The following is a 14,536-nucleotide window of genomic DNA, read 5'->3' on the forward strand; positions in this document are numbered from 1 at the left end:
TAGACCGCCGCGAACAGGTCGTCCTTGCCCCGCACATGGTTGTAGATCGACATCTGCCGGGCACCCAGCTCACCGGCCACCGCGGTCATCGTCATAGCCTCGAACCCGTCCCGGTCCAAGACCTTCACCGCGGCCTCCACCGTCGAGGCCCGGCTGAGACTGCCCCGCCGTACCCGCTGCCGCCGCCCATACCGGGCAGGCACGGACGGCACCGAGTCTTGTTCACCCTGCCACGGCCGCGGGCTGCGGCACCTTCACAACTCCCTCCCGCCGCGCCGTCCAGCCCGTCGAGATGAGGTGACGCCACCGTGCCCGTCCTGAGTCGCCTTCGGCGCAGCCTGCCGGCAGCTCTGGCAGGGAGCGGGCGTGGCCGGTCGCGGAGGGTTGAGGTTCGTCTGCGGGCGGGCCATGCCACGGGCGTGCGTACGACGGGCGCGTGGAAGCGGTACCGGGTGGCCCGTCAGGGCCGGCGCAGAGAGATGGGCAGATGGAAGCGGCGGGCGATCCAGATGATGGCCAGGTCGCAGAGGGCGAGCCCAAGGGTGGCGGGGAGCAGGACGGCCCAGCCGCTGTCGCCTCCTTCGCCGATGCTCCAGAGGACTTTGAGCAGGGCCATAAGGTTGATGATCACCAGGCCCCAGCCCAGGGACCGGTGCCAGAATGCCAGGCACAGGGCGGTCAAGCTGGCGATGACGGCCAGCACGCCGAGCAGGTGGGCCGCTGACAGTTCGCCGATGCTGCGGATGAGCTCCTTCTCCATGTCGAGGAATGCCTGTACCTGGGGGTCGACCCGGGCCGGCGGCGGGAACCAGAACATGCTGGTGAACAGTGCCAGGAGCGTGATGACAATGCCTTTCCAACTTCGCCGCCAGGCGAAGTAGGCCAGAGGGAGGACGAACAGCGGCCGGATGTACCAGCTCAGGGTGTTGGTGTGCCGGGCGTAGGCCCAGTCGAGGAATTCCTGCAGCACACCGCTCACCGAGCCTCTGTGTGATGCCCGGCAGCCTGCGACGATTCGCGGGCCTCGGCGACATGTGGCCGGCCCGCACCGGCGATAGCGAGAGAGAACATAGTTCATTCTATTCGTTCGGAACGATCCGAACAACATAGAATATTGGTGTGGCAGACATCGAGGAGTTCGTGGAGAGTGCGGGACTGTACTTCGAGCGTCTGGGGCTGAGCAGGACGGCCGGCCGGGTCATCGGCGCCTTGCTGGTCGACTCGGGTGACGCGGCCGACGCGCCGGGGTTGTGTGCGAGTTTGGGGGTGGCCAAGAGCAGTATGAGCGTCGCCCTCGGCCAGCTCGAGCGAGGTGGCCTTGTCGAACGTTTCCGCCCGCCCCGGGCACGCCGCGATCACTACCGGCTGGCCGAGGACGTCTTCGGGCGGGCGTTCCGGGCGAAGATGGCCGAGTTCACGGCGTTCGCCGAACTGGCGGGGCAAGGATTGAGCGTCGTCGGCGACAACCCCCGGGGCAAGGCCAGGCTTGAATCGATGCGCGACATGTACGCGTTCATGGGCCGCGAGTTCCCCAAGCTCCTCGATCAGTGGGAGAAGGAAAGAGAGCGTTCATGATGCGGTGGCGCCCGAGCAGGGCGTAGATCTGGTCCGCGGGTGGAAGAGCATCTGGTTCATGGCGTGCCGAGAAGGATCTTCAGCCTGACGGTACTGGGGTTACGCAGCCGCAGGCCCACGACGATGATCCAGGCGAATCCGGCCGGCAGGGCGGCGTGTTCGAGCAGCCCTGCAGGCGCGGGGCGGAGCACGCCCTGCACGTCCAGACGGAAGGCGATGCCCGCGGCCCACGTGGTGGGTACCGCCGAGTACGAGCAGTTTCATGACGCTCCTGGAGTGAGGGGCAGCCAGAGGGCTGACGGGTGCCGATGGTCGTGGAAGATCTCGTGCTGCGAGGAGCGCAGGTTCGTACCGGTCTCGAGCGGTTCGCCGGTGCCGGGATTGCGGCCGAAACGCGGGTGGGCGCCGCTGGAGACCTGCAGCCGGATGCGATGCCCGCGCCGGAAGCGATGGGCCATCGGCCACAGGACGATGTCGGCCACGCGGATGTCACCGGGGTCGGTCAGCCGGACGATGCCGTCGCACACGTTGACCGAGCAGCCGCGCGTGTCCACGTCACACAGCCGGGCGAAGTAGTCGACGTGTGGGTTGTCCGAGCGCGCGTGCAGGCGGACGCGGACCGGGCCGATGGCCTCGACGGCTTCCGTCAGTGGCGCGGTGGTGAAGGTGAGCACGTCGGCGCGGCCTTCGACGGCGCGGTTGTCCTTGGCCCCCGCGAACAGGCCCACCTGTGTCCCGCCGATGGTGGTGGTGGGGTCCGCGGGATCGTAGCGGTATCGGCTGGGCGCGGCGTCACCGTCTTGCGGGGTACGGCTCAGCCCGCCGCCCGCGTGCAGGAACCAGGGGGCCGGTTCGTGGGCGGGCGGCCAGGCGGGCAGGTCGATCCAGCGGCCCGCACCGGTGACGAACAGCCGTACACCGGTTGGTGCTTGACGCCCGAGCAACGCGGCGTCCAGCATCGCCAGCGCGTCGGCCAGCCCTTGACGGGTGTAGAGACCGCGGCCGTGGCTCCACGGGCCGACCAGCAGCCGCACCTGCCGCCCGGCCGCGACCAGAGCGGCGTGGTCGGCCAGCATGCCCGGCAGGAAGAAGTCGTACCAGCCGCCCTGCAGGTGCACCACCGGCGGCATGCGGGCGGTGTTGGCGCGGTGATCGGTGCTCGCCCAGTAGGGGTCGCCGGGACCATGCCGGACCCATTCCCGAAACCACGTCACGGCGTGCCCGGTCAGTGCCCTGTCGGCCTCCGGCAGCGGAAGGGCCAGCGTGGCGCGCGACAACCGCCGCTCGGCGCCCACCATGCTGAGCATCTGGCGGGCGATGCCGCTGGAGAACATGCGGTCCACCAGTTGCACCCAGCCGAGCGCGCTACCCGTCGCGAACGCTCCCCCCGGATACATGAAGCCTTCGGCGAAGGAGGACGGCGCGTCCTGGACGAGCGCGATCTTCCATTCCGGGATGTCCCGGGCGGCCAGTTCCCACTGGGCGAAGCCGAGGTAGCTGGCGCCCCAGGTGGCGAGCGTGTCGCCGAACCACGGCTGGGCGCGCAGCCAGCTCAGCGTGCCATCGCCGTCGGCCGGATCGATGACGAACCCGTCGAAACGACCGCCGGAGCCGGCCGTGCCACGCAGGCTTTGGTACAGCACCTGGTAGCCGCGCTCGGCCAGCAACTTCGGGAGCCCGTCCAGCGCGTTGCCCCTGCCGTACGGGCTGCGCAGCAGGACCAATGGCGGCTGTCGCTGGCCCGCCGGATAGTAGTGCGTGGCGAGCAGCCGCACGCCATCGGCGGCCGGGATCTCCACGTTGCGCCGCATGCGCACGTGGTGCCGCAGCGCGGGGCGAACGCCGTACAAACGGCTGAGCAGGGTCATAGCCGGTCACTTTCCGCCGACGCCGATGAGACATCGCCGACCAGGCTTCCCGGCACACCATCGCGACCTCGCCGAGGTCCGATACTCCATCAATCTAGCAAAGTTTCATGAATCTCTGAAGGCTCGATACATTCAATGTTGCCGCGGAGGTCGACGAAAGCTCACCCTCCCAGGGGCGGCGCGCCCTCCCGGGCATGCTTCCGCTCTTCGTACAGCAGCCCCATTCTGTCGATCCGCCAGAGCTGGGCGATGACCGTGAGCGTCGCGCCGAAGACCGTCGGCCAGACGTCGAGCACGACCAGCCCGTAGCCGATCAGTGCGAAGCCCGCCGACCCGGCCGCGATGAGCAGTCGCAAGATCTTGCGGTGATCGGCCGAGACGAGCGACTTGTGCTGCAGCCAGAGTTGTTCCCCGTAGATCCCTTTGGACGACCAGCTGGTGGGCGTGGTGACCGCCGGGAACGCGTAAGGGTTGACGAACAGCCAGACCACGACCAGTCCGATGGGAAGCAGGCTCCACCAGCCGATCCACTCCCTGCTCCAGATCGCGAGAATCATGAGCGGGATCGCGGCGAACCTTGTCCATACGCTCCACGGGTTGGCGTGACGCTTCCATCCCTGGTCACTCAGGCCGATTTCCATAGCTTCTCCGTTTCCCGGTCCACCTCAATGTATACAACTTTCAGAGATCTGTAAATATTCAGAGCACCTAGTAGCATTGACGGATGGATGGGAATGAACGGCTGCGCGAGGCGGCCGAAAGGCTTGCGCTCACCCTGTCGCAAGGCGGCATGCAGCGCTCGACCGCCCGGGTCATGACCGCACTGCTCTACACGCAGCAGGAGACCATGACCGCGGCGGACTTGTGCGACGAGTTGTCGATCAGCTCCGGGGCGGTCTCCACCGCGGTCAAGCAGTTGCTCCCGGTCGGCCTGATCGAACGTGTCCCGGCGCCGGGCAGCCGCCGCGATCACTACCGTTTCCGCCCGGGCGCGTGGGCACGGCTCATGTCCCAGCAGAACGCCATCGTGGCCACCATGAGCGAGGCCGCCCGGGAAGGGCTCGATGCCGCGGGAGAAGACAGCGTCGCCGGCCGACGGCTTCACGAGATGCGAGATTTCTACACCTACATGGCAGCCGAACTGATCCCGCTCATCGACGGCTGGCGCGAGCACTACCTCGCCGAGCACGATGGTGGCGACCGTACCGGGCCGTCAGTGTGATCGATGGGTCGAGCTCTGTCATCACCATCTTGATCCTTGCATAGGGCAACAATCTGCTAGCCTCGGAAAAGGTGAGCCGGGAAGTCTGGTCGGCATGGCACGGTCATGCCCACCCCCCCCGGAGGTCCTCGATGCCGCCCTCGCTCGCGTCCACGGCCGGCCAAGCTCCAGAGCCAGACTTCGTGGGGGATGTCCCGGGCGCCAACGATCATGCTCGTGCTTCGGGCGGCCGGACTGCGGACTCGGGCCTCGATCGATGATGCGATGTCGGAGTTCGAGGACACCTGATCATTGACAGCGAGGAGCGGAATGCCGCGAAGTCACGGTATGAGGTCGCAGACGGTCCTTCGCGGCCTGCCGTTCGCGGCAATGGCGGCGGTCGCCTCTGTTGATCTTCTGGCTGGGCGGAGCCTTGGTTTTCTTCCCTTGCTCACCCTCGGGCCCACGTTCGCCTGCGTGTCGGGAAGTGTCAGAAGGACCGCGGTGGCGGGAGTGATCGCTCTGGCCATCTGCCTGCCGCTGGCGTACTACAACGGCTCGCTGTTTCGGTGGCAGAACAATCTCACCATCGTCACCATCATCGGTGTCACCGGCGCAAGCATGCTGGCCAGCGCGCTCCGGCTGCGTCGCGAGCGGGAACTGGCCAATGTCCGGCTGGTCGCCGAGGCGGCACAGCGGGTTCTGCTGCGGCCTGTGCCGCGCCGGGCGGCGGATCTGCAGATAGCGCTCTCCTATACCTCCGCCGCGGCCGAGGCCCAGATCGGCGGCGATCTCTACGAGGTCGTCACCACGCCGAGCGGCGTCCGGCTGCTCATCGGTGACGTTCAGGGTAAGGGCTTGGATGCGGTCGAGACCGCCGCCTGGGTGCTCGGCGCCTTCCGCGAGGCGGCCTACGACGAAGACGACCTGCTCGGGGTGAGCGAGCGGCTCGAAGCGTCCCTCACCCGGCGCCTTGGTGACGAATCGTTCGTGACAGCGATCCTGGCCGAGCTTCGGGACGGCGAGCTCGTTGTGCTCAACTGCGGCCATCCCGCCCCGCTCCTGCTCACCCGTGAAGGCGGTGTCTGCCTGATGGAACCCCCGGAGGAAGGGCTGCCTCTCGGCCTCGCCGCGCTGGCGTCCGCCGTTCCGAAGCCGTATCGGATCCCGTTCCGGCAAGGGGATCGGATCCTCCTCTACACCGACGGCGTCATCGAGACCCGCGACCGGACCGGCGCCTTCTATCCGCTCGTCGAACGGGCTTCGCTGCTGAGTGAGGCGGACTCTCAGCATGCGCTGGACACCCTGCGGGAGGACTTGCTGGAGCATGCGGGCGGTCCACTGCCGGATGACGCGGCGATGCTGCTCCTGCGAAGGCTACGGGACTGAATCATGGAACCGACTCTTTCCGAGCCCTTCTGCGGCTCCATGGGGCTGGCCGTACTCACCCAAGGACTGACGGCGGCACGGGCACACGCGGGTGGCCTAAGCTTCAGCGCGGTAAAACGGTACCCATGACTGAGCTGCCCGCTGGAGAGGACGTCGATGCGGTGAGCGCGGCCGTGCTCACCGGTTCGCGGACCCTTGTCGCGATCGCGGCCAGGTCGCTGGCTTCGGTCGAGGACAAGGTCACGCTCCCGCAGTTCCGCATGCTCGTGGTGCTGGCGGGCCATGGCGAGACGAAGCTCGTCACCATGGCGGAGTTGCTCGATGTGAACTCGTCCACGGCCATGCGGATGGCCGACCGCCTGGCCAGTAACGGCCTGGTGGTGCGCGAGGTCAACCCTGACAACCGCAGGGAGAGCCTGATGCGTCTGACACCGGAAGGGCGCCGCCTGGTCGATGAGGTCACCGCGCGCCGGCGGGCGGAGATCTCCTCGATCGTCTCCCGGATGAGGCCGGATCAGCGACAGGCGCTCATCTCCGCGGTGGCCGCGTTCAACGCGGCCGCGGGTGAGCCGCCGGCCGATACGGTGCATCCGCTCGGCTGGCCCGACCTGCCATGAGAGGCCCGCCCGGCGGCCAGACCGGTGGTCGCCGCTTGCGGCGCCGGAGCCACCACCTGAGCCAGGTGTGATCCGTCCCCGAAAGGGCCGGCCCTGAGCCTGTCAGCTCTCCTCCACCTTCACCGTGCCGGCGCTCCCGTCGATCGTGATCAGCTGCCCGGTCCTGATCTCGTGCGTGGCGTTGCGGACGCAGATGACGGCGGGGATGCCGTACTCCCGGGCCACGGTGGGGCCGTGCGCCACCGGGGATCCGGTCTCGGTGACCAGACCGGCCGTGGTCATGAACAGCGGGGTCCAGCCGGGGTCGGTGGTGGGGGCCACGAGGATCTCGCCGGGTTCGATGTGCGCGCCCGCCGGGTCGCGGATCACCCGTGCCCTGCCGGTGGCCCTGCCCGCGGCGCCGGCCATGCCGGTCAGCACGCCCTCCTCCGCCGGCCCGTGCGGAACGAGCGTCTCCACGTCGGTCCCGTCCGACAGCAACGCGCCGGGGACGGCGTGCCGCCGCAGTTCCCGCGTGTACTCGGCGCGGCGTCTCGCGGTCAGGCCGCGCTGGTCCGCTCCTTCGTGTACGGCGGCGCCGGCCTCGGACAGGTCGAGGAACATGATGTCGTCGGCACGCTCCAGCAGCCCGCGAGCGACCAGGTCGTCGCCGATCAGCAGAAGCTGCCGGCGTGCCGCCTGGAGCGCCGGCAGCCAGGCGAACTTCCCGATCTCCCGGAGCCCGGTCAGTTCGCGCGAGCGACGCATGAGAAACGTCGCCAGCCGGCCGCGCACCGGCCTGTTGCGCCGCGCTCGCCGAGCCAGCACCTCAAGCGTGGCTTCCGCCTTCCGCGCCGCCTGGTCGAAGCGCCGGTCGGGCGCCTGCTCAGGGTCCTCGACGCGAAGGTAGTTGGCGATCGTGGCGAACAACGGGGCCGGTTCCTCCTCCCAGCGGGGCATGCCGACGTCGATCTCGGCGGCGGCGCGCATGCCGTACTTCTTCAGGAAGCCGGACATCCCGATGTCCGGCAGATCACCGGCACGGAAACGCGCGGCCAGTTCTTCCGGCGGGGTGTCGAGGAACAGCTCTCGGTGCTTGCGCGCCTTCACCGACAGGTTCCACAGGGCCAGGTCCATCTCGGTGGTCACGTTGTACGGCATGCCGCCCAGGACGGTGTCCAGTTCGCCGGGCGAGGCGACGCCTTCGAGCAGCCCGGCGGGGGCGGTGCCTGCCAGGATTCCGGCCATCAGCGGCCACACGATGCCCATCATGTCGGGCGTCATCACGGCCTTGTGAGAGTCCTCGATCACCCAGCGCAGCCGCTGCGCGCTGGTGGCGGGCTCGGCCGGCGGTCGCGTCAGGCGGCTGATCTCCCGGACGCCGCGATAGGCCCGGGCCCTCGCGGCGCCCGGCCGGGCCAGGCTTCGGACGATACCGGTGATCGCGCCGGGCGCCAGCCGTACCGTGATCCTCAAGGCGCTTCGTACACGGAACGGCAGGCCGCGCCGCGGCGCGAACCGCGGATCGTCCAGCATGCGCAGGACGGCGCCCTGGACCCGGGGACCGTACACCTCCAGGGAGACGCCGAGCCGGTTGCGCATGGCCTTGTTGCGCACGAAGTCGGTGAGGTCGAAGTACAGCCGCCCGCCGATGGGGACCATCCGGGGCATCGGATCGCGCGGGTCGACGGTGGCGCCGGCGCCCTTGAACCACATGCCCGCGCCGGTTTTGAGCATCGACACCCCCATCGGAGTCGTCGGCCTGAGCATGCCCTGGATGTGGCCGAACTCCAGGTAGAGCCGCGTGTCGCCGGTGTCGGGCGGGGCCGGGAACAGAGTGGTGACCGGCCGGGACTGCAGCAGCCACAGCGTGTCGTCACCGTCGATCGCCCACTCGATGTCCTGCGGCGAGCCGAAGTGCTTCTGCAGCCGCCGCCCGGCCTCCCGCAGTCGTTCCAGCTGGTGTGCGGAGAGGCATCCCGACTCGGCCGGGATGGCCGTCGTGTCATGGTCGAGCAGGTAATGGTCGGGTACGACCGTGCCGTCGACGATCGCGGTACCCAGACCGGGGGCTGCGTCGACGACCATCTGGGTGCGGCAGCCGGTGATCGGGTTGGCGGTGAACAGCACACCGGCGACCGCGGGGTCGATCATGCGCTGAACCACCACGGCCATGGCGGCCTCGTCGATGCCCGCCACCGCGCGATAGGCGACGGCACGCTCGGTATGCAGGGAGTCCCAGCACCGCCGGACGGCGTCGAGCAGCGGCCCGGTGCCCTCGACGTTCAGATAGGTGTCCTGCTGACCGGCGAAACTGGCGTCCGGCAGGTCCTCGGCGGTGGCGCTGGAACGAACGGCCACGCGGCCCCCGCCGAGCCGCTCGTAGGCATCGAGCAGCTCGGCCTCAGGAAGATCTCCGGACCTGTACGACTCGACCGTGAGACAGAAAGCCGTCCGGGACGCGCTCACCCGCCTTGATCATCTCTCCGAGCCCGGCGGCCTTGCCTCCCACACGATCGACCATCTGAGCGTCGATCTCCAGCAGACGGATCAGATTCATCCCTCTACCCCCATCTCAGTTGCCGGTCAGATCACGCCGCCGGAAGGTGAGGAGCCCGGCCCCTGCGCAGGCCAGGGCGACGGTGGCGAGCCAAAGGAGCGGGCCCGCGATCACCTCGCCGCCCGGGGCCTGCGGCAGGTGCGCGTAGGGCGACAGGTTCCGCAACGCATCGGGCAGTTGGAGGACCTCGCCCAGCTGTCCGAGCAGAGCGAAGCCGGCCAGCGCCGCCCAGGCGAGTGCGGTCAGCCGGGGAAGCACGCCGTACAGCAGCATGGCCAGAGCGGCCGTCACCCAGACCGCGGGCACCTGGACCCACGCCGCCCCTGCCAGCCGGAGCATCTGCCGTCCCGCGTCGCCGGTGCGCAGACCGTGGGCCAGTCCGACGGCAAGCCCGCCGGCGGTGAGGATCACCGCGGCGCCGCCGAAGGCCATGACCAGGTGAGCGAGCGTCCAACTGGTGCGCGAGACGGCCGCGGCCAGCACCGGTTCGGCGCGCAGCGCGCTCTCCTCGGCCTGGAGCCGCAGCACCGCCTGGACGGCGAAGCCGCCCGCGACCAGGCCCATCACGCCCAGCACGGTGGCCAGGAAGGTGTCGGTCAGCGCTCCCTCGCCACCCAGCTGGTCCAGGATGGCGGCGAGCTGCGGGTTGTCGCGCACGATCTGCCCGGCGCTGTCCGCCAGGGTCCCGAACAGCGTCCCCATGACGGCGAAGCCCGCGGCCCAGGCGAGCACACCGCCACGATGCAGCCGCCAGGCCAGGCCCAGCGCGCCGCCCAGATACGGCGGCGCGTCGGCAGGGCCGTGCCGGGGCCGCAGTACTCCGGCGCCCAGGTCTCGGCGCCGGGCCAGTGCCGCGGCGAGGACGACCAGCGTGAACGCGGTCAGGACGGCCAGGGCGAGGACCCACCAGCGCTCGTCGGCGAAGGCCCGCACCCGCTGCGCCCAGCCGAGCGGAGAAGCCCACGACAGCGCGTCGATCCGCGCGGCATCGCCCGCGGCGCGCAGCAGGAACGCCAGGCCGAGCACCAGGAGGGCGAGGCCGTTGGCGGTGCGGGCGTGCTCGGTCAGTTGCGCCGTGAGCGCGGCCAGCGCGGCGAACAGCCACCCGGTGCAGGCGATGGCGAGCCCGAAGGCGAGCGCGCCGGGGGCGGGCAGTCCCTGGCCGGCCAACGCGGCCGTGAGCAGCAGGCCGATGAGCAGGTTCGTGCCTGCCGCCACGAGGAGCGCGGAGGTCATGAAGGCGTGCCGGCCGATGGCGCAGGCGCCGAGAAGTTCGGCCCGGCCGCTCTCCTCTTCCGCGCGGGTGTGCCGGGTGATGAGCAGCAGGTTCATCAGCGCGGTCAGGATGGTGGTGATCGTGGTGGCCCGCCAGGCGGTCAGCCCGCCGACCGAGGCCGGGTCGTAGACCGGGCCGGTGATCGCCTGCAGGGCCGGGGTGGAACCGATGGTGACGCCCAGGGCGACCCGCTGCGCCATGCCGGGATACAGCTCCGCGATCGCCGAGGCGGTGCCCGCGACGGCGCCGACGATGAGCAGGATCCACACCGCGAGCGCGAGGCGGTCACGGCGCAGCGCCAGCCGTACCAGGGAGAAGGTGCCCGTCATGGGGAGGCCTGGTAGTGGCGCAGGAACAGCTCCTCCAGGGTGGCCGGGTGGCAGGTCAGGTCGCGCACGCCCGCGGCGGTGAGCAGCGGCAGCACCTCACGCAGCCGGTCGGGCTCGATCTCGAAGATGATCCTTGAGCCGTCGACGGCCAGGTTGTGCACACCGGGCAGGTTCCCGGGGACGCGGTCGAGGTCGGCGGTGACGGTGGTCCGCGTCAGGTGCCGCAACTGGGCCAGGGTGCCGCTTTCCACGATGCGGCCGGCGCGGATGATGCTCACCCGGTCGCAGAGCGCTTCGACCTCGGACAGGATGTGGCTGGACAGCAGGACCGTGCGGCCGTTGCCGCGCTCCTCGGCCACACACTCGCGGAAGGCGGCCTCCATCAGCGGGTCGAGCCCGGCGGTGGGCTCGTCCAGCAGTAGCAGTTCGACGTTCGAGGCGAGTGCGGAGATGAGGGCGACTTTCTGCCGGTTGCCCTTGGAGTAGGCGCGGCCCTTCTTCGTCGGGTCAAGGTCGAAGCGCTCCAGCAGGTACTGCTTGCGCCCACGGTCGAGCCCGCCGCGCAGCCGTCCGAGCAGATCGATGGCCTCGCCGCCGGACAGGTTCGGCCACAGGACGACGTCGCCGGGCACGTAGGCCAGCCGCCTGTGCAACTCGACCGCGTCGTGCCAGGGGTGGCCGCCCAGCACTTCGGCGTGGCCGGAGTCGGCCCGCAGCAGGCCGAGCAGGACGCGCAGAGTGGTGGTCTTTCCCGCGCCGTTGGGGCCGAGGAAGCCGTGCACTTCACCTTCGGCCACGGACAGGTCGAGGCCGTCCAGGGCAGTGACGGCGCCGAAGGATTTGGTGAGGCCGCTGACGAGTACGGCGGGACTGCCCGGCATGGGCGCCTCCCTGAAGCCGGTCCGATATGACGTTGCCGACCAGGCTTCCCGGCGCTCCACCATCGACGTTAACAGCGCCGGATCCGGCGCGCCAGACGGGCTGATGCCCGATCGTCCGGGGTCAGCCCGGACGGGCGATGCCGAACACGTGGCTGAACCGGCTGAACGTGAAACGGTCGAGCCGGCCGATGCCGAACCCCGCCGCACGGATGGCGGCGACCGGGTCGCGGGCGGGGTGGCAGCCGCCGCAGGCGCGAGACCACAAGGGCGTGATGAGCGTCTCGGTCAGGGCGAGCGGCCGGCGGGCGGATCGCACATGTTCGTAAAAGCGCAGCTCTCCCCCGGGTCGAAGGACCCGGCGCACCTCGGCGAGTGTCGCCCGCAAGGGGGCGCAGCAGAGCACCAGCGAGCAGATCACGGCATCGCATGAGCCGTCCGGCAGCGGGACCTGGGCGGGATCGCCCTCGACGATGCGAATCGGGGTGGGGAGGGTGTCAGCCACCTGCTGAGCCGTGGAGCGCAGGAATCCATCCGGCTCGACCACGATGATCTCATCGAGGTCCGGCGGATAGCAGGTGAGTTTGACGCCGTCTCCTGCCCCGAACTCCAGCACCCGTCCGGTGAGACCTGCCATCAGCCATTCCCGCTGGACGGTCGGCCGACGTCCTGTGCATACGGGGCGGGGGTGGTGGAACTGCTCCATGCCGCATCCGATGATTGCCCGGCCGTCCGGAGGCCGGGGGACAACGTCCATCATGACCCCACTATCGACCGAAACCTCCGCCTGCGGCAGCCTTTGGCGCAATACCTTGGCGGTCAGGGCAGGTCGGTGAAGCGTTCGACGTTCTGGGTGGTGCCGGAGACGATGATGATGTCGCTGTAGGTGAGCTCGGTGTCGGCGGTGGCGTAGGTGAACTCCTCGCCCTCGCTCTTGACCGCGACGACGGTGACGCCGTACTTGCGTCGCAGGTTGGAGCGGCCCAGCGGGAGGCCGGTGTAGTCCTTGGGAGGTCGCGTCTTGGCCATCGCGAAGTTGTCGTCCACCTGCATGTAGTCGAGCATCCGGCCGCTTACCAGGTGCGCCACTCGTTCGCCCATGTCGTGTTCGGGCGAGACCACGTGGTGGACGCCGACTCGGGTCAGGATCTGGGCGTGCTGGCGGCTAACCGCCTTGGCCCAGATGTCGTCGACCTCCAGCTCTGTCAGCAGGGCCGCGGTGAGGATCGACGCCTCCAGGTCGCCGCCGATGGCCACGACCGCGCGGTAGAAGTCGGCGACATCTAACTGGCGCAGGGCGTCGAGGTCAGTGGAGTCCGCGACGGCGATGTGCGTGAACTGCCCGGCCAGGCTCTGCACCACCTTGGGACGGCGGTCGATGGCCAGCACATCGGTGCCCCGCCGGACCAGCTCCAGCGCCAGCGCGCTGCCGAAGCGACCCATGCCGACCACCACGACCGGGTCACTGTGTATGTCAGCCACGATGGTCCTTCCCATCCGCGATGTCCTTGCGTCCCCGCATGCGGCGGACGATGCCGAACCAGGCGGGCACGTCGCGCTCGTCGTCGAAGCCGCGGGCGACGACGATGTCAGTGGACGAGTGCACCAGGATCGAGAGCACGATGGTGACCGCAACCAGCTGAAAGACCTCCTGGGCTGCGGCGATGCCGGAGGCGAGCACGATCAGGCCGTAGACCACCGAGGCGAACCCCTTCGGCCCGAACCAGGCCACCGCCGCCTGCTCCCGCATCGTCAGCCCGGATCCGAGGAACGACACCCAGATCGCCACCGGCCGCGCGGCGACCAGCGCCAGGACGGCGAAGACCCAGCCCTGCCAGCCGACCGCGCCCAGCAGCGCGGGCGTGATGAGCGCGCCGAAGACCAGCAACGCGGCCAGCTTGAACAGTTCCGCGATCAGCTCGCCGAAGTGCTCGAACGACTCACGCTGGCGCGCGCCGAAGGTCGCCACCGTGATCCCGGCGGCGAACGCGGCCAGGAACAAATTCCCATGCGTGGCCTTGCCCAGGGCCAGCACCAGCAGCCCGATCGCGAGCGCGTTGAGCGGCTCGTACTGCGTGGAGGCCGAGAACCAGCGCGTCTGCTCCAGCTTGATGGCCAGCCACGGCACCGCCACGCCGATCACCACGCCGATCCCGAGCTCCGCGCCGAGCGCGCCGAGGTGCAGGTCATCGGATCCGGCCGCGACGGCCAGGAAGAGCATGACGAACGGCAGCGCCAGCCCGTCGTTCACGCCCGATTCGACGTTGAGCAACTGTCGTAGCCGGGGCGGCACCTTCTCATTGCCGACCAGCGCGGCCGCGAACACCGGATCCGTCGGCGCCAGGATCGCGCCGATCAGCAGCGACTCGATCCAGCCCAGACCGACCAGATAGTGCGCCAGCAACGCGGTGATGATCAAGGTGAGCGGCAGCCCCCAGCCGAGCGCCCGGCCGGGCAGCCGCCACGCGCCGCGCAAATCCTGCCACCCGACCCGCATGCCGTCGCTGAACAGCACCGCGAACAACGCCAGCTCCGCCAGCGTGCCGACCAGCGGCTCACCCGCCCGCAGCGAGACCACGCCCAGCACGCCGTCGCCGAGCACGAACCCGGCCACCAGGAACAACGCGGCCGTCGACAAGATCGTCCGATGGGCCAGGCTGGACAGCAGCACCGCGACCAGCAGGACGACGGCGAACGCCGTCAACAAGGTGCCCATCAGCACGCCTCCGCGTCTCGTATGACTGTGACGTTTGCCGACCAGGCTTCCCGGCGCACCGCGCTATACCGTAGCAGCACCCCCGCGGCCAGCGTCTCTACACGACCCTGACGGCATCCTTACGCCCCTATGACGCCGCATCGGCTGA

Annotated in this window: 15 protein-coding genes; 4 read left to right on the forward strand and 11 right to left on the reverse strand. The window is 69.5% G+C overall.

Annotated features, from left to right (window positions below; translation table 11 throughout):
- Both ACFWY5_RS40310 and ACFWY5_RS40315 read right to left on the reverse strand, forming a co-directional pair.
- Nucleotides 1-203: TetR/AcrR family transcriptional regulator (locus ACFWY5_RS40310; RefSeq protein WP_379637962.1), on the reverse strand; the 203-nt coding region annotated here is incomplete at its 3' end.
- Between the two features lie 257 nt (nt 204-460).
- Nucleotides 461-979, reverse strand: coding sequence for a hypothetical protein (locus ACFWY5_RS40315; protein WP_379621234.1), 519 nt, complete (start codon nt 977-979; stop codon nt 461-463).
- A 140-nt stretch (nt 980-1,119) separates the two neighbouring features.
- Here ACFWY5_RS40315 and ACFWY5_RS40320 point away from each other — a divergent pair, with 140 nt between their 5' ends.
- Nucleotides 1,120-1,575 (forward strand): GbsR/MarR family transcriptional regulator, encoded by a 456-nt coding sequence (locus ACFWY5_RS40320; RefSeq protein ID WP_379621236.1) that lies wholly within the window; start codon nt 1,120-1,122, stop codon nt 1,573-1,575.
- A gap of 56 nt (nt 1,576-1,631) precedes the next feature.
- On the opposite strand, the gene ACFWY5_RS40325 is transcribed toward ACFWY5_RS40320, so the two are convergent.
- The 3 genes from ACFWY5_RS40325 to ACFWY5_RS40335 form a co-directional block, all read right to left on the reverse strand.
- Nucleotides 1,632-1,775: a hypothetical protein gene (locus ACFWY5_RS40325; RefSeq protein WP_379621238.1), complete on the reverse strand. Its 144-nt coding sequence runs from the start codon at nt 1,773-1,775 to the stop codon at nt 1,632-1,634.
- A gap of 60 nt (nt 1,776-1,835) precedes the next feature.
- Nucleotides 1,836-3,443 carry a CocE/NonD family hydrolase gene (locus tag ACFWY5_RS40330; RefSeq protein ID WP_379621239.1) on the reverse strand — a complete coding sequence of 536 codons (1,608 nt, stop codon included), beginning with the start codon at nt 3,441-3,443 and terminating at the stop codon, nt 1,836-1,838.
- Nucleotides 3,444-3,604: 161 nt separating this feature from the next.
- A complete protein-coding gene (locus ACFWY5_RS40335; RefSeq protein WP_379621241.1) occupies nt 3,605-4,084 on the reverse strand; it encodes a DUF6653 family protein in 480 nt (159 codons plus the stop codon).
- Between the two features lie 83 nt (nt 4,085-4,167).
- Between ACFWY5_RS40335 and ACFWY5_RS40340 the strand changes: the two genes are divergently transcribed.
- The 3 genes from ACFWY5_RS40340 to ACFWY5_RS40350 all read left to right on the forward strand — a co-directional run bounded on the left by ACFWY5_RS40340 (nt 4,168) and on the right by ACFWY5_RS40350 (nt 6,650).
- The gene (locus tag ACFWY5_RS40340; protein ID WP_379621243.1) at nt 4,168-4,665 is read left to right on the forward strand and encodes a GbsR/MarR family transcriptional regulator; all 498 of its coding nucleotides are present in this window, start codon (nt 4,168-4,170) and stop codon (nt 4,663-4,665) included.
- Between the two features lie 327 nt (nt 4,666-4,992).
- Nucleotides 4,993-6,033, forward strand: coding sequence for a PP2C family protein-serine/threonine phosphatase (locus tag ACFWY5_RS40345; protein WP_379621245.1), 1,041 nt, complete (start codon nt 4,993-4,995; stop codon nt 6,031-6,033).
- Between the two features lie 125 nt (nt 6,034-6,158).
- Entirely contained in the window at nt 6,159-6,650 is a 492-nt protein-coding gene (locus tag ACFWY5_RS40350; RefSeq protein WP_379621247.1) for a MarR family winged helix-turn-helix transcriptional regulator, read from the forward strand.
- 102 nt (nt 6,651-6,752) lie between these two features.
- Here the strand turns inward: ACFWY5_RS40350 and ACFWY5_RS40355 are convergent, their stop codons facing one another.
- The 6 genes from ACFWY5_RS40355 to ACFWY5_RS40380 form a co-directional block, all read right to left on the reverse strand.
- On the reverse strand, nt 6,753-9,098 hold the full coding sequence (locus tag ACFWY5_RS40355) for a PEP/pyruvate-binding domain-containing protein (protein ID WP_379621249.1): 2,346 nt from the start codon (nt 9,096-9,098) through the stop codon (nt 6,753-6,755).
- A gap of 106 nt (nt 9,099-9,204) precedes the next feature.
- The gene (locus ACFWY5_RS40360; protein WP_379621251.1) at nt 9,205-10,794 is read right to left on the reverse strand and encodes an ABC transporter permease; all 1,590 of its coding nucleotides are present in this window, start codon (nt 10,792-10,794) and stop codon (nt 9,205-9,207) included.
- Nucleotides 10,791-11,675, reverse strand: a complete 885-nt coding sequence (locus ACFWY5_RS40365) for an ABC transporter ATP-binding protein (RefSeq protein ID WP_379621253.1) — start codon at nt 11,673-11,675, stop codon at nt 10,791-10,793. Before ACFWY5_RS40365 ends, ACFWY5_RS40360 begins: the two co-directional genes overlap by 4 nt.
- A 121-nt stretch (nt 11,676-11,796) precedes the next feature.
- Nucleotides 11,797-12,309: a class I SAM-dependent methyltransferase gene (locus ACFWY5_RS40370; protein ID WP_379621255.1), complete on the reverse strand. Its 513-nt coding sequence runs from the start codon at nt 12,307-12,309 to the stop codon at nt 11,797-11,799.
- Between the two features lie 182 nt (nt 12,310-12,491).
- On the reverse strand, nt 12,492-13,154 hold the full coding sequence (locus ACFWY5_RS40375) for a potassium channel family protein (protein ID WP_379621257.1): 663 nt from the start codon (nt 13,152-13,154) through the stop codon (nt 12,492-12,494).
- Nucleotides 13,147-14,388: a cation:proton antiporter gene (locus tag ACFWY5_RS40380; RefSeq protein ID WP_379621259.1), complete on the reverse strand. Its 1,242-nt coding sequence runs from the start codon at nt 14,386-14,388 to the stop codon at nt 13,147-13,149. The genes ACFWY5_RS40375 and ACFWY5_RS40380 overlap by 8 nt, the downstream gene beginning before the upstream one ends.
- Nucleotides 14,389-14,536 lie beyond the last annotated feature (148 nt).

The organism is Nonomuraea sp. NPDC059007, from assembly GCF_042740555.1.
Taxonomy (GTDB): Bacteria; Actinomycetota; Actinomycetes; order Streptosporangiales; family Streptosporangiaceae; genus Nonomuraea.

Bases quoted from the DNA above. Each gene is read 5' to 3' on its own strand.
- ACFWY5_RS40360 (WP_379621251.1), bottom strand. From the start codon at position 10,794: ATGACGGGCACCTTCTCCCTGGTACGGCTGGCGCTGCGCCGTGACCGC.
- ACFWY5_RS40345 (WP_379621245.1), top strand. From the start codon at position 4,993: ATGAGGTCGCAGACGGTCCTTCGCGGCCTGCCGTTCGCGGCAATGGCG.
- ACFWY5_RS40365 (WP_379621253.1), bottom strand. From the start codon at position 11,675: ATGCCGGGCAGTCCCGCCGTACTCGTCAGCGGCCTCACCAAATCCTTC.
- ACFWY5_RS40330 (WP_379621239.1), bottom strand. From the start codon at position 3,443: ATGACCCTGCTCAGCCGTTTGTACGGCGTTCGCCCCGCGCTGCGGCAC.
- ACFWY5_RS40350 (WP_379621247.1), top strand. From the start codon at position 6,159: ATGACTGAGCTGCCCGCTGGAGAGGACGTCGATGCGGTGAGCGCGGCC.
- ACFWY5_RS40380 (WP_379621259.1), bottom strand. From the start codon at position 14,388: ATGGGCACCTTGTTGACGGCGTTCGCCGTCGTCCTGCTGGTCGCGGTG.
- ACFWY5_RS40335 (WP_379621241.1), bottom strand. From the start codon at position 4,084: ATGGAAATCGGCCTGAGTGACCAGGGATGGAAGCGTCACGCCAACCCG.
- ACFWY5_RS40340 (WP_379621243.1), top strand. From the start codon at position 4,168: ATGGATGGGAATGAACGGCTGCGCGAGGCGGCCGAAAGGCTTGCGCTC.
- ACFWY5_RS40370 (WP_379621255.1), bottom strand. From the start codon at position 12,309: ATGGCAGGTCTCACCGGACGGGTGCTGGAGTTCGGGGCAGGAGACGGC.